The organism is Actinomadura sp. 1N219 (assembly GCF_044326405.1).
Lineage (GTDB): Bacteria > Actinomycetota > Actinomycetes > Streptosporangiales > Streptosporangiaceae > Spirillospora.
The window spans coordinates 755,025-768,763 of the sequence record NZ_JBIRAY010000001.1; the positions used below are offsets into that span (position 1 = coordinate 755,025).

Annotated in this window: 14 protein-coding genes; 7 read left to right on the forward strand and 7 right to left on the reverse strand. The window is 71.0% G+C overall.

Translation table 11 applies throughout. The features are described from left to right. Positions 1-23 precede the first annotated feature (23 nt). On the reverse strand, positions 24-263 hold the full coding sequence (locus tag ACH35V_RS03445) for a hypothetical protein (RefSeq protein WP_395970031.1): 240 nt from the start codon (positions 261-263) through the stop codon (positions 24-26). Between the two features lie 159 nt (positions 264-422). Here ACH35V_RS03445 and ACH35V_RS03450 point away from each other — a divergent pair, with 159 nt between their 5' ends. After that, on the forward strand, positions 423-2,147 hold the full coding sequence (locus ACH35V_RS03450; RefSeq protein WP_395970032.1) for a hypothetical protein: 1,725 nt from the start codon (positions 423-425) through the stop codon (positions 2,145-2,147). On the opposite strand, the gene ACH35V_RS03455 is transcribed toward ACH35V_RS03450, so the two are convergent. Both ACH35V_RS03455 and ACH35V_RS03460 read right to left on the reverse strand, forming a co-directional pair. Then, positions 2,148-3,128, reverse strand: a complete 981-nt coding sequence (locus ACH35V_RS03455) for a zinc-binding dehydrogenase (protein ID WP_395970033.1) — start codon at positions 3,126-3,128, stop codon at positions 2,148-2,150. Between the two features lie 5 nt (positions 3,129-3,133). Further along, positions 3,134-4,033 carry a haloalkane dehalogenase gene (locus ACH35V_RS03460; RefSeq protein WP_395971126.1) on the reverse strand — a complete coding sequence of 300 codons (900 nt, stop codon included), beginning with the start codon at positions 4,031-4,033 and terminating at the stop codon, positions 3,134-3,136. 54 nt (positions 4,034-4,087) lie between these two features. On the opposite strand from ACH35V_RS03460, the gene ACH35V_RS03465 reads away from it, so the two are divergent. Continuing rightward, entirely contained in the window at positions 4,088-4,585 is a 498-nt protein-coding gene (locus ACH35V_RS03465; RefSeq protein WP_395970034.1) for a MarR family winged helix-turn-helix transcriptional regulator, read from the forward strand. A gap of 28 nt (positions 4,586-4,613) precedes the next feature. Here ACH35V_RS03465 and ACH35V_RS03470 read toward each other — a convergent pair whose 3' ends face one another. Then, entirely contained in the window at positions 4,614-5,561 is a 948-nt protein-coding gene (locus tag ACH35V_RS03470) for a D-2-hydroxyacid dehydrogenase family protein (RefSeq protein ID WP_395970035.1), read from the reverse strand. 66 nt (positions 5,562-5,627) lie between these two features. On the opposite strand from ACH35V_RS03470, the gene ACH35V_RS03475 reads away from it, so the two are divergent. After that, the gene (locus tag ACH35V_RS03475) at positions 5,628-6,431 is read left to right on the forward strand and encodes an SAM-dependent methyltransferase (protein WP_395970036.1); all 804 of its coding nucleotides are present in this window, start codon (positions 5,628-5,630) and stop codon (positions 6,429-6,431) included. On the opposite strand, the gene ACH35V_RS03480 is transcribed toward ACH35V_RS03475, so the two are convergent. Further along, complete coding sequence (locus tag ACH35V_RS03480; protein ID WP_395970037.1) at positions 6,428-7,531, reverse strand: NAD(P)/FAD-dependent oxidoreductase; 1,104 nt, start codon at positions 7,529-7,531, stop codon at positions 6,428-6,430. The genes ACH35V_RS03475 and ACH35V_RS03480 overlap by 4 nt on opposite strands. A 102-nt stretch (positions 7,532-7,633) precedes the next feature. On the opposite strand from ACH35V_RS03480, the gene ACH35V_RS03485 reads away from it, so the two are divergent. Beyond that, positions 7,634-8,023 carry a helix-turn-helix domain-containing protein gene (locus ACH35V_RS03485; protein WP_395970038.1) on the forward strand — a complete coding sequence of 130 codons (390 nt, stop codon included), beginning with the start codon at positions 7,634-7,636 and terminating at the stop codon, positions 8,021-8,023. Positions 8,024-8,033: 10 nt separating this feature from the next. Here the strand turns inward: ACH35V_RS03485 and ACH35V_RS03490 are convergent, their stop codons facing one another. Both ACH35V_RS03490 and ACH35V_RS03495 read right to left on the reverse strand, forming a co-directional pair. Then, entirely contained in the window at positions 8,034-8,636 is a 603-nt protein-coding gene (locus tag ACH35V_RS03490) for a ClpP family protease (protein WP_395970039.1), read from the reverse strand. Continuing rightward, complete coding sequence (locus ACH35V_RS03495; RefSeq protein WP_395970040.1) at positions 8,633-9,289, reverse strand: ClpP family protease; 657 nt, start codon at positions 9,287-9,289, stop codon at positions 8,633-8,635. The genes ACH35V_RS03490 and ACH35V_RS03495 overlap by 4 nt, the downstream gene beginning before the upstream one ends. Before the next feature lie 137 nt (positions 9,290-9,426). On the opposite strand from ACH35V_RS03495, the gene ACH35V_RS03500 reads away from it, so the two are divergent. The 3 genes from ACH35V_RS03500 to ACH35V_RS03510 all read left to right on the forward strand — a co-directional run bounded on the left by ACH35V_RS03500 (position 9,427) and on the right by ACH35V_RS03510 (position 13,722). Beyond that, entirely contained in the window at positions 9,427-10,938 is a 1,512-nt protein-coding gene (locus ACH35V_RS03500) for an MFS transporter (protein WP_395970041.1), read from the forward strand. A gap of 143 nt (positions 10,939-11,081) precedes the next feature. Further along, positions 11,082-13,070, forward strand: a complete 1,989-nt coding sequence (locus tag ACH35V_RS03505; RefSeq protein ID WP_395970042.1) for a DNA/RNA non-specific endonuclease — start codon at positions 11,082-11,084, stop codon at positions 13,068-13,070. 172 nt (positions 13,071-13,242) lie between these two features. Continuing rightward, complete coding sequence (locus ACH35V_RS03510; RefSeq protein WP_395970043.1) at positions 13,243-13,722, forward strand: peptidoglycan-binding protein; 480 nt, start codon at positions 13,243-13,245, stop codon at positions 13,720-13,722. Positions 13,723-13,739: the final 17 nt, after the last annotated feature.

Here is a 13,739-nt window from a genome sequence, read left to right on the forward strand (position 1 = left end):
GGTGCCGTCAGCCGGGACGGGCTCTAGCCGCGGTGGCGGTCGTGCCAGAGGCCGTACAGCGTCAGTGACAGGCAGGTGACCGTGATTCCGGCGCCGATGGGGAGCCAGATCTCAGGGGCGAGCCAGACCAGGCCGCCCGCCATGATCCCCACGAGGACGCAGGCCGCGGCGGCGACCACATGCTGCGGCACGAACACCCCGGGGCCCCGTCCGTCAGACGGGGGAGCCGGGGACCGGGAGACGTTGTCGGCGGGCTGAGGCATTCCTGGCTGTCCTTTCACCGATCGGGGAAACCAGCAAGCCAGATCCGCGTGGCGTTGCACCACGCCGCAACCGGTGCGGTGCGGGTGTTGCAGCAAACGGCAACGCTCGAAAGGCGGCAACGAGCGATTTTCCGGAGCGCGAGCGCCGACCATGGACCCATGACCGAACTGGCCCTCCGGCAATCGGCCGCCTGCGACGCGTCCGGCTTCGCGCCGCTGAGTCCCGACCTCAGCCCTGAGATCGCGGTCTGGACCCGTGAGCTGCGCACGATATGGACGGCCGCCGGGATGACGATCAACCGGTTCGCCGCACGTTACCCGGTGGACAAGGGCACCCTGTCGCGCTACCTCAACGGCAAGCGAGTGGCCCGCGACCTGTGGTTCCTGAACACGCTGCTGGCGATCCAGGCCGAACAGGGCAAGGAGGTCTCCCAAGAGGTCCGCGACCATTTGACCGAGCTGCATCTGGGGGCGCTGAAGGTCGCCCACCCGCAGCAGTACCAGGTGCGGGTGGTCAGCGACGCGCTGGAGCTGGCCCAGGTCGGTCAGCGCGAGGCCGAACGGTACGCCCACGCGCTGGAGGAGCAGCTGGCCGACCGGATCCGCCAGATCGAGGAACTCTCCGACCAGCACAGCCAACTGCGTGCGGCGTGGGACGTCGACCGCGCCGCCATGGAGGCCGAGAAAGACCGGCTGGAGCAAGAGGTCGCCGACCTCGAACACCGCCTGCGGCAGGCTCATGAGCGCATCGCCCAGACCGAACACCGCTGCCGGCATCTCGAAGACATGCTCGGCCATTTGCAGGACGAACCGTCCGGCGAACGCGCCGACTCCACTCACGGCGACACGGGCGCCCGCGACCCGGCGGGCTCTATCAGCGACCTCCCGCTCGCCAATCCGGTGACCGCGGCGGAAATGCTGGGGGCGTTCAGGAAGGCGCATGCGACACCGCAGGCGCTGGCGCTGGCGGTACGGGCCGCCAACGAGGTCAGCGTCAGCACCGACCCCGGCGACGTGACGAGACTGCTGGAGGAACTGCGTGCGCTGGGAGCCTATGACGCCGCCCGGACATGGGCCGAGCGAGTCGTCCCCGTAATGCACGTCACCGCCCCGGGCGAGGCGGCGCGACTGCTTGCCGAGCTTCGGCAGGCCGGTGCGCCCGATCTCGCATCGGAACTGGCTGGACGAGTCGTGGCCGAGGTCAGCCTGACGACGGACACCGACGGCGTGGCGAGACTGCTGGGAGAACTGCGCCAGCTGGGCGTCTCAGAGCTCGCCAATACATTGGCCGAGTGGGCCGCCCGGAAGGTCGAGGTCAGCGACTCATGGAGTGTGGTGCGGACGCTGGTCGAACTGCGATACCTGCAGCCGCGGTTCGCTGAGACGCTCGCTGAGCGAGCCGTTCCCGACGTCAACGCGACCAACGCGTACGACATGCTGCAGATGCTGCGGGAAGTGCGAATGATGAAGGGCGGGGCCCTGGCGAGGCAGTTGGCCGAACGAGCCGTTCCATCGGTCGACATCGCCAGCGCGTTCAGCATGGCGCAGATGCTGCTGGAAGTGCAGAACATAGACCCGCGGCTAGCCTTGATATTGGCTGAGCGAACGGTTGTGACAGTCCATCGGACCAATCCTTCTGGCATTGTAGAGATCCTGTTTGAATTGAGATGGACAGGTGCCCATGACATGGCCAGGACGTTGGCCGAGCGAGCCGTCCGTGCTTTCGAGTTCACCGGCGACACGAAGGGACTGCGGGAGGCACTGTCGGCAATGGGCGCCGACGATTTGATCGAGGAACTGTCCCGGCGACGCGTGCCCTCCGAGGCGAAGGCGACCCACTTGGCTGTCGACGTTCTGGGCGGACCGGGGCAGGAGCCGCGTTGACTACGGTCTCAGGACGGTCTTTCCGGTGGTCGCGCGGGATTCCAGGGCGGCGTGGGCTGCGGGCGCGTCCGCCAACGAGAACCGCTGTCCGATCACTGGGATGAGCCGCTTGTCGATGAGCGCCTCTAGGGCGTCGCGTTCCAGCGTCCGGGTGCCGCCGGGACGGTTCAGGATGCGCGCGCCGACGGCGGACGCGGCGCTGATGCCCCGGCCGAACAGGTCGGCGCTCGACAGTTCGGTCAGGGATCCGGACGACGAGCCGAACATCACCAGCCGTCCGGCGGGGGCCAGCAGTTCCAGCGCGCTCCGGCCGATCGGGCCGCCGACGCCGTCCAGCGCGAGGGTGATCGGCGTGCCGGCGAGCGCGTCGCGGACGGCGTCCGGCCAGCCGGGCCGGTCGTAGTCGACGGCGTGGTCGGCCCCGAGCCGCCGGACCAGCGCGACCTTGCCGGGACCGCCCGCGGCCCCGATCACCGTCGCGCCGGTGGCGCGCGCCGCCTGGATCAGCAGCGCCCCTATCCCGCCCGCGGCCGCGGTGATCAGAACGACGTCGTCGGCGGCCGGTGCGGCGAGTTCGAGGATGGCCATGGTGGTCCGGCCGGTGCCGACCATCGCCACGGCGGCGTCGGCGTCGACGCCGTCCGGGATGAGGTGGACGGCCTCCGCCGGGGCCACGGCCAATTCGGCGTACCCGCCGCCGGCAAGCCCGAGATCGGCCACGACGCGCCGGCCCGCGAGCCCCGCGCCGACGCCGGGACCGATCTCGTCGACGACCCCGGCGACCTCCCGGCCCGGCGTCATCGGCAGGCGGGGCGCGACGCGCGGCCCACCTCCGCCTTGGCGGATCACCGTGTCCAGCAGGTGGACGCCGGCCGACTCGACCCGGATCCGCACCTCGCCGCCTGCGGGACGCGGGTCGGGCACGTCCTCCAGCCTGAGCTGTTCGGGGCCGCCGAACGCGGACTGCCTGATCGCTCGCATCGCGCTCAGCCCTCCGCGCCGGAGAGGAGGCCGTGCTTCTCCAGCCATGCGACGAGCGATGCCGCGATGGCCTCGGGCTGGTCTTCGGGCGTGTGATGTCCGGCGGGGCCGTGCGTCTCGATTTCGAGAGCGGACATGTGGGCGGCGCACCAGCCGATGAGTCCCGCGCTCATCATCGTGCCCGGGCCGGGCTCGAACGCGAGCAGGAGTTTGGGGACGTCCGGGCTCGCCGCCAGCCACTCGTCATAGGCGCTGACTCTGGCGACGACGTCGGCGGGCTCACCGTCCAGCGGCATCGACCGTGGCCATTGCAGCAACGGAGTCCTGCTCTGCCTGGTCGGGTACGGGCGGGCATAGACCGCCAGGTCCTCGTCGCTCAGCTTGCGGGCGACGGTGCGTGGCAGCGCTTGCTCGATGAACGCGTTCTCGTCCAGCACCAGGGCCTCGCCGGCGCCGGGCGTCCGCATCGACTCGAACAGGGGACGGGCCTCGGCGGGGAACTCCGCCCAGGACATCGGTTTCACGATCGTCTCGGTGAAGGCGATGCCGCGCGCCCGTCCGGGGCGGCGGGCGGCCCAGTCGAAGGCGAGAGCGCCGCCCCAGTCATGGCCGACCAGCACGACCTCGCCGAGGTCGAGGGCGTCGAACCAGGCGTCGAGGTACCGCGCGTGGTCGTCGAAGGTGTAGGCGATGTCGGGCTTTCCCGACTCGCCCATGCCGATCAGGTCGGGCGCGAGGCAGCGTCCGGACGCCTCGGCGGCGGGCAGGACGTCCCGCCACAGATACGACGACGTGGGGTTGCCGTGCAGGAAGACCAACGGGACCGGCCCGGCGCCCGCCTCCCGGTAGAAGATCGTCGAGTCCAGGACGTGTGCGGTCGGCATGGCCGGCTCCTCGCGGACGATGACATACTAGACAGTTACCTGACCAACTTAGAAAGTAGACAGGTGCCTGTCAATATGCGTGCAGACTCGTCCTCGAAGCGGCCTCGGTTCTCGCTCCTCCTGCGCCTGCTCCACCGCGAGTACACCGCCGGCATCGAGACGGCCCTCGCCGACGCCGGTTTCGGCGACATCCGGCCCGGGGACGCGAAGGTGTTCCCGTTCGTCCCGCCGGAGGGGATCCAGATCCGCGATCTGGCGGTGCGCGCCGGCGTCCGCAAGCAGACGATGGCGCAGTCGGTCGACCAGCTTGAGCGGGGCGGCTACCTGGAACGACGCCCCAATCCCCGCGACGGCAGGTCCCGGCTGATCGTGCTCACCGACCGGGGGAGGGCGGTGCAGCCCATCACCGCCGGTGCCGGAGACCGGATCGAGGAACGGTGGGCCGAACTCACCAGCCCCGAGGAATTCGAGACCCTTCACGCCCTCCTGCACCGCCTGCTGAACCGGATCGGCGAAGCCGACCCGGACGCGGCCGATCGCCTGGCGTCCATCGGCGAAGACCGGCTCGACTGAGAGCCAGAAGCCGGGCTTCAGACGAACTTCACGAGTGCCGTACTCGAATCGGCGAACCCTTCGCGAACGCGACGATGTTCTCGACCGCGTCGCCGTACCAGGAGGCGTAGGTCTCCTCGGTCACGTAACCGATATGCGGCGAGGCCAGGACGTTGTCGAGGGTGCGCAGCGGGTGGTCGGCCGGAAGCGGCTCCCGGTCGTAGACGTCGAGGGCGGCTCCCGCGATCCAGCGTTCCCGGCAGGCGCGGAGGAGGGCCTCCTCGTCGCAGATCGGCCCCCGGCTGGTGTTGACCAGCCACGCGTCCGGCTTCATCCGCCGCAGCTCGGGCTCCCCGACCAGCCCGCGCGTGCGGTCCGACAGGACGAGATGGATCGTCAGCACGTCGGACGCGGCGAACAGCTCCTCCTTCCCGACGAGCGCCGCACCGGCTTCGGCGGCGCGTTCCGCCGTCAGGTTCTGGCTCCAGGCCACGACCCGCATCCCGAACGCGTTGCCCACGGCGGCGACCTGGGAGCCCAGGCGGCCGAGGCCCAGGACGCCGAGCGTCCGGCCGGTGAGGGTGGTGCCGAGCCGGGTCGTCCAGCCGCCCGCGCGGACGCTCGCCAGCTCGGCGGGCAGCCGCTTCACGGCGGCGAGGATGAGCGCCCAGGTCAGCTCGGCCGCCCCGCCCTCGGCCAGCGGGGCGGTGCCGCTGACCGTGATGCCCAGCCCGGCGCAGGCCGCGATGTCGATCGCCGCGATGCGCCTGCCGGTCACGACGATCAGCCGCAGGTTCGGCAGCCGTTCGAGCGTGCTCTTCGGCAGAGCCGTCCGGTCCCGCATCGTCACGAGCACGTCGTAGGGCTGCAGCGCGGCGACCACCGCGTCCTCGCCGCCCAGCGGGGCGCGGAACACGTCGATCGTTGCGTGGACCGGCGACCAGTCGGCCGCCCGGAGTGCGACGTCCTGGTAGTCATCGAGGATTGCGACGCGCATGAATGTCCTTTCTCGGCTTATCCATGAGCATGTCAAAGCTCCGAATAAGCGGCAGGATGGGGCGGTATGGACGACCCACCGGTTCAGCCCCCCGAGATCGACACGACCGTGCCGCACCAGGCCCGCGTCTGGAACTACTTCATCGGCGGCAAGGACAACTATCCGGTCGATCGCGTGTTCGCCGAGAACATCCTTCAGGTGTATCCCGGCTTCGAGGAGGTGCCGCGGCACGCGCGGGTGTTCCTGGGACGCGCCGTCCGGTTCCTCGCGGGCGAGGCCGGGATCCGCCAGTTCCTCGACATCGGCACCGGTCTGCCCACGCACGACAACACCCATGAGGTCGCGCAGCGGGTCGCTCCCGACAGCCGGATCGTCTACGTCGACAACGACCCGCTCGTCCTCGCGCACGCACGCGCGCTGCTGACCAGCACCCGCGAAGGGGCCTGCGACTACATCGACGCCGACGCCCGCGATCCCGCGGGCATCCTGCGCGGCGCCGCCGCCACGCTGGACTTCACCCAGCCCGTCGCCCTGATGATCCTGGGGGTGCTGGGCACGATTTCCGACGACGGCGAGGCGCACGCCATTCTTCGCGAGCTTCTGGACGCGCTCCCGCCGGGCAGCTATCTGGCGTTGGAGGACGGCACCAAGACCGTCCGGCCCGACGCCGCGGCGGAGGCCGAACGCGTCCGGGACGAGTCCGGCTACGACTACGAACTCCGCACCCCGGAGCGGATCGCGCGGTTCTTCGACGGGTTGGAACTGCTGGAACCCGGTGTGGTCTCGGTGTCCCGCTGGCGTCCCGAACCGAACCCGTTCGGTGAGGCGCCCGAGGTGGACGCGTTCTGCGGCGTCGCCCGCAAGCCCTAAGAGTCCGCGCGGTCTGGGCGGTAGGCGTCGAGTTCCGGCGAGGCGTCGCCGTGAATCTCCTGGTCGATCAGGACGGCGAGACGCGGGCCGAGCGTGATGCCGCTGTGGGTGACGGCGGTGTAGAGGCCGGGCCGCTGCGAGCCGATGAGCGGGTACCCGTCGAGGGGGAGAGGACGGACGCACCGCCGTACTCGGGCGACTTCGGCCGTCAGGCCGGGGATGAGCACCCGCGCCCGCGCGAGCAGCTCGGCGCCGACCGCGTCCATCAGCGCCGGTGAGGCCGACTCGTCGACGCCGGCGTCCAGGTCGTCGGCTTCCAGGACGAGACCGCCGTCCTCCGCCGGGCGAGTGGAGAGGCCCGGGGCGTGGACGAGGCCGTTGACGACGCCCGGCGCGGCCGAGGTCGTGGCGACGAGGCACGGCGCGTCCGATCCGGGCTCGGACGGGTCGACCAGCGGAAGGACGACGCCGGCGGTGGCCAGGAGCGCGGGGCTGCGCCAGCCGGCCGCGCAGATCGTGAGGTCGGCGTCCAGGTCCCGGCCGTCGTCCAGCCGGACGCCCGTCACGCGCTCGCCCTCGGTGTTGAGGCGCACCGCGCGGTGACCGGTGACGACGACGGCACCCGATTCGCGGGCGCGTTCCGCCAGTGCCCGCGCGGCGGGGCCTCCGTGCACGTAGCCTTCGTCGGCGTGGTGCGCGATGAGCGCGTCGTCCGGAACCCTGATGTGCGGTTCGAGCTCGCGCAACCGGCCGGGGCCGATCACCTCGGCGGCGTAGCCGAGGGCGGCGAGGCGAGTGACGCGGTCGGCCAGCCGGGACTTCGCGTCATCGGCGTCCGCCCAGATCGTGTTGCCGGCCGGCCGGTACCAGGCGGGATCGCCGAACCCGGCGGCCAGGTCGCGCCAGGTGGACATCGCCGCCGTCCGGAACCGGTGGTAGGACGGGTCCGCGGGGTCGTTGGCGTTGATCCAGGCGTAGCTGGTGCCGGACGTCCCGGCCCCCGGCCCCTCCGCCTCGACGAGCGTGACCTCGTCCCGCCCGGCGAGCCGGTCCGCCAGCGCGGCCCCGATGATCCCCGCACCCACGACCAGTATCCGCACGTCCCCAGAATGGCAGCCGCTCCCGGACATCGCGAGACCCCGCCTTTCCGCGGTCGGCGGAACGCCTAGGGCCTGGCGGCGCCTCCGACTTACGATGTGCGCATGGCCGAGATGACCCGTCCGCTCAAGCCCGCCGATGAGACACCGCACGAGCCGACCTCGCCGGACGAGCCGAACCCGCCGCGCGACCAGGCGGAGCCGCTGTGGCGGGACGCCCTCGGCCATTGCCTGCGCCGCCTGCGCCTCGAACGCGGCGAGACGCTGGTCGAGACGTCCCGCCGTGCCGGGGTGTCGCCGCAGTACCTCTCCGAGATGGAACGCGGGGTGAAGGAGCCGTCCAGCGAGATGATCGCCGCGGTCGCCGGCGCCCTGGACGTGACGCTCGGCGATCTGACGCTCTCCGTCGCGACGACCCTGCTGACCGCCCGCGCCCCCGCCCGGACGGCTCCGGCGGGCGTGACCTGCCAGGCCGCCTACGCCCTGGCCGCCTAGGCGGCGGGTCCTACATGGGCAGTGGCTTCCGTTCCTCGATCACCTGGTCGATGAGGCCGTAGTCCAGCGCCGACTTGGCGGTGAACACGCGGTCGCGGTCGGTGTCGGCGCGCAGCGTGGCGACGTCCTGCCCGGTGTGCCGGGACAGGATGCTCTCCATGTCGCCGCGCACGCGGACGACCTCGTCCGCCTGGAGGATCAGGTCCGGGATCGCGCCGCGGCTCTGCCCCATCGGCTGGTGCAGGACGACGCGGGTGTGCGGCAGCGCGGAGCGCATTCCGGGAGCGCCCGCGGCAAGGAGCACGGCCCCGACCGCGACGGCCTGCCCCACGCACGTCGTCGCCACCCGCGCGCGGATGTAGCGCAGCGTGTCGTACACGGCGAGCATCGCGCTCGGATCTCCGCCTTCGCAGTTGATGTAGAGCTGGATATCGCGGTCGGGGCTGTCCGCTTCCAGGTACAGCAATTGCGCGACGAGAGCGTTCGCGACTCCGGCGTCGATCGCGGTCCCGAGATAGATGATCCGCTCGGTCAGCAGGTGCGAATAGACGTCCATGATGCGCTCGCCGCGAGGGTGCTGCGCGATGACGTTCGGGATCGTGTAGGTGCTCATCGCACGGCCCCTTCCGAGGGAATTCCGAGCCCTATGGTCCGGTGACTGGTCGGGACGACTTCGTCGAAATCGCTGACGATCGCGTCGATGAACCCGTATTCGAGCGCTTCCTGCGCCGTGTACCAGCGGTCGTGAAGCGAATCCTCGAAGACCCGTTCAATGGGCTGCCCGGTGTCCTCGGCGATGAGCCCGAGCACCGTGTCGCGGGTGTGGCGCAGGTCGCCGGCCTGCAGCTCGATGTCGACGGCGGCGCCCGCGATCCCGGCGGACCCCTGGTGCATCAGCACGCGGGCGTGCGGCATGGCACGGCGCTTTCCCCGCGTCCCGGACGACAGCAGGAACTGCCCGGCGCTGTAGGCGATGCCGAGCACCATCGTGGACACGTCGCACGGGATGAGCCGCATGACGTCGCGGATCGCGAGCATCGACGGCACCGACCCGCCAGGGGAATGGATCCACAGCGCGATATCGGTCGACGAATCCTCCCGCGCCAGCGTCATCAGCTGGGTCGCCAGCAGTGTGCCATTGTCGTCGTCGAGCGCGCCGTCGAGGACGAGCACGCGCTGCTGGTAAAGCTCGCTCCGCACCCGTTCGTTGAACAACGGGGCTTTCTGTTCCTCGCTCATGCATTCACCATGCGCGAGCCCGCGCACTGCTCACAGCCGTATCCGCCCACGGCAGATCCGCCCACAGCAGCAAGCCACCCGTCCGCCCGGTTGCCGCCGGGTCCGCGTCCAGGTTGTCTGGTTCCATCGAGGAGTGCGGCCCATCGGACCGCGCCAGGAGCGAGGTGTCTTCCGTGCATGAGCAGCCGAGCAACGCGGACGGAGCCGCCGCCACGCGGGCCGCGAAGTCCTTATCGACGTCCGGCGGTCTCGGGTGGAACCGTGCGACCGCGACGCTGGTGCTGCTGGCGTTCGCGATGCTGATCGTCTCGCTGGACCAGTACATCGTCGTGGTGGCGCTGCCCGACATCGCCCGCGATCTGGGCTACTCGGCGCAGACGCTCCAGTCGGTGATCAGCGCCTACGCGGTGGCCTCGGCGGGCTTCCTGCTGCTCGGCGGACGCGCCGCGGACCTGCTCGGACGGCGCAGGATCCTCGTGGCCGGGCTCACGGTCTACACCGGGGCGTCGCTGGCGGGCGGGCTCGCCACCGAGCCGGCCCTGCTGCTGGCCGCGCGCGCGTTCCAAGGGCTCGGCGGAGCGCTGGTCTTCCCCACCACGCTGACGCTCATCAACACCACGTTTCCTGAAGGCCGCGCGCGCAACCGTGCACTGGGCGTCTGGGGCGGCGCGGGCGCGGCGGGGCTCGTGATCGGCGTCCTGCTCGGCGGGCTGCTCACCCAGGTTTTCGGCTGGGAGGCCGTCTTCCTGGTCAATGTCGTCCTGACGGGTCCGGCGCTGGTTCTGGCGTTCGTGCTGATTCCGTCCGACGGCGAGCGGGAGAAGGGACGGACGTTCGATCTGCCCGGAGCGCTGAGCGTCACCGCGGGCGTCACCCTGGTCGTGTTCGCGCTCGTCCAGGGGCCGGGGCTGGGCTGGCTCTCGCCGGGCGTCCTGGGCGGCGGCGCGGCCGGTCTGCTGCTGATCGGAGCGTTCGTGGCCATCGAGCGGCGCAGCCCCGACCCGCTCATGCCGCTCCGGCTGCTCTCGAACCCGAACCTCATCACCGGCGTCGTCATCGCGTTCATGTTCATGGCCACCTTCGGCGCCGTGCTCTACTTCCTGTCGATCTACCTTCAGGAGGTCCGCGGCTACGACGCCCTGGAGACCGGCGCCGGGTTCCTGATCCCGACGGCGGTCGTGGTGGCGGGCTCGACGGCGGCCGGGCAGTTCGTCACCCGGTTCGGGCTGAAGACCACCCTGGTGGGGGCGCTGGCCGTCGGGGCGCTCGGCGCCGTGCTGCTCGGCGTCGCGATCTCGCCGGACGGTTCGTACGCCGCGCTGGTCCCGCGGCTGGTCGCGCTCAGCCTCGGCGACGGCGTGGTGTTCACGGCCATGTTCATCGCGGCCGCGACCGGCGTGGCGGACCGGGAACAGGGCATCGCCTCGGGCATCGCCTCCACCGGCTCCGGCGTCGGCGCGGCGGTCGGGCTCGCCGCCCTCGTGCTGATCGCGACCGCCGGGCTGGACGACCTCACCGGCGAGCGCCTGCGCGTCGCGACCGCGGACGGGATCAGCACCGCGATGTTCGTGGTGGCCGGCGGGATCGTCGCCACGTTCCTCGTCGCCCTGACCCGGTGCCCGACGCGTCCGTCGCCGGGACCTGGTCCCACTCCCCGCCAATGGCGCCGCTGCTGACAATGCTTCGCGCGTCGCGCGCGTCAAACGTTTCCCGATGCGGGGTAAAAGGGGGAACCCGGGTCTGGCGATAACCGGCGAAAATCGAGGAAATTAAGAGAAGCGGGTGGTTCGCGGATATGTGCTGACCGGGGGGGCCTGAAATGGAATTCTATGAGCGGGAGCAGGAGCGCCAGCGGGAGACGGCGGCGCGGCGGGTGGCCGAGCGCGTTCCGGAGCGGCGCGAGCACGAGACCGTCCTGGCCTCGCCCGGCGGCGTGGCGGTGGCCGACACCGCCGAGCGGGTCGCCAAGCGGGTCGACAGGCTGAGCCGGTTCTACGGCGACGGCGCCCTGCTGGAGCCCGGCGCCGCCGAGCCCGCCGCGCGGCTGGAGAAGATCATCAATACGGTCGACTACGTGGGCGTCCGCTACCTGGACGCCGGGGTGGCCGCGGCGCGCACCGTCGGCCGGGTCGACATCCGCGACGAGGGCGGACGCACGGTCGGGTACGGGACGGGCTCGCTCGTCTCCCCGTCCCTGCTGCTGACCAACCACCACGTGCTGCCCGATGCCGGCACGGCCGTGACCAGCATGGTCGAGTTCAACTACCAGGACGGCGTCGACGGACGGCCGCTCGCCGTCGCGGCCTACGCGCTCGACCCGGAGCGCTTCTTCCTCGCCGACGAGGGGCTCGACTTCGCGCTCGTGGCGGTCGACGCGCCGTCCGCCGAGCTGGCGGCGTTCGGCTACAACCGGCTGATCGAGGCCGAGGGCAAGGCGATCATCGGGGAGTTCGTCACGATCGTCCAGCATCCGCGCGGGGACCGGAAGCAGGTCGCGCTGCGCGAGAACCGGATCGTCGACATTCCCGAGCTGTTCCTGCACTACGCGGCCGACACCGAGCCGGGGTCGTCCGGCTCGCCGGTGTTCAACGACCAGTGGGAGGTCGTCGCGCTGCACCACGCGAGCGTTCCGGTGCCCGAACCGGAGGAGACCGGCGGGTTCGTGAACGAGGGGATCCGCATCAGCCGGATCTGCAAGGTGGTGCGCGAAACGTCGCTGCCCGAGCCGCAGCGGGCGCTTGTGGATGAGCTGTTCGCTCCTCTGGGGACCGAAAGCGCGGCGTCCCTCCAGGCGTCGGCGGTCGGCCCGCCTCCGGTCGCACCTCCGGTCGCGGCCCCGGTTTCGGCGGCGGTCTCGCGGCCGCCGGCGCGGGCGATGGCCGCCGTTCCGCTGTCGCAGAGCCGAGAGGGGACGGTCACGATCCCGCTTGAGGTCACGGTCCGGCTCGCGGACGGGCATCCGGGCGAGGCCGCGCGCGAGACGGAGGCGATCGACCCCGACTACAGCACCCGCGACGGCTACGATCCCGCGTTCCTGGCCCGTCCGCTGCCGATGCCCGTGCCGTCGCCCGAACTGGCCGCCGTCGCGTCGGCCGAACTGCGCTACCACCACTTCAGCGTCGTCATGCACCGGCAGCGAGCGCTCGCGCTGTTCACCGCCTGCAACATCGACGGCCGGAGCGCGCGGCGTCCCAAGCGCGACAGCGACCGCTGGTTCTTCGACCCGCGCCTGCCCGCCGGGGAGCAGACCGGCGAGGACGTCTACCGCGCCAACGACCTGGACCGCGGGCATCTGGTGCGCCGCCTCGACCCCGCCTGGGGGACGGAAGCCGTCGCCCAGGCCGCCAACGACGACACCTTCCACTTCACCAACTCGACCCCGCAGCACCACAAGTTCAACGCGGGCCAGACGCTGTGGCTCGGGCTGGAGGACTACGTCCTGAACAACGCCGACAACCTGGACCTGGCGGTCAGCGTGTTCACCGGGCCGGTGCTGGCCGAGGACGACGACGTCTACCGCGGCGTCCGGCTGCCCCGCCAGTTCTGGAAGATCGTCGCGATGGCCGGTGCGTCGGGCGGGCTGTCGGTGACCGGCTACCTGCTCAGCCAGGCGGTCCTGATCGAGGACCTGGCCGGGAAGGAGGCGTTCTCCTACGGCGCGTACAAGACGTACCAGGTGCCGGTCCGCAAGATCGGGGAGCTGACCGGGCTCGACGTCGGCCCGCACGCCCAGGCCGATCCGCTGGAGCGGCTGGAGGCCGTCCCGGGGCCGCGCGAGGTCGTCCGGCCGGAGGACCTGATCCTCTGACGGGGCAGGGCGAAACCGGGGCGCAACCGGCGCGACCGGCGGAACTGATATGAGCGCGGAAATGCGGAAAAGGAGGTCTCCTGATGCCTCTCCTTGGTTCTTTCTCCGCCGGTTCGCTGATTCGCTGGTTGGGACGGGGTCCATGGAAGCGAGTCCAATAACAGGAGGCGCCATGTCGGCCCCACCGTTCACGCCACCGAAGCTTTCCTACCCGCCGGTCATGAAGAGCCCGCGGGTCAAGCAGTGGCAGCAGCAGATGAAGACGCGCAGCTGGAACATCGTCCCGGACGGGGAGTTCGGCCCGATCAGCAGGCGCACCTGCGCGAACTTCCAGACCGAGAAGGGGCTGGAGCCCGACGGCGTCGTCGACGCGGTCACCTGGAAGGCCACCTGGGAGGCGCCCCCCGCCGAGCCCCCGCCGCCGCCCGACGAGAACCTCGGACACGGGGCCCAGGGAGAGCACGTCAAGGTGTGGGAGCGCCAGGCGAACCGCCGCGGCTGGCGGATCAAGGAGATCGACGGGCACTACGACGACGAGGACGTCCGCGTGTGCAGGCAGATGCAGCGCGCCCTCGGCCTTTCGGAGACGGGCGTCGTCGACTACGAGACCTGGTACGCCACCTGGTGGGAGAACGTGCCGACGGCCGTCTGATCCGGCCCGCTCCCGGA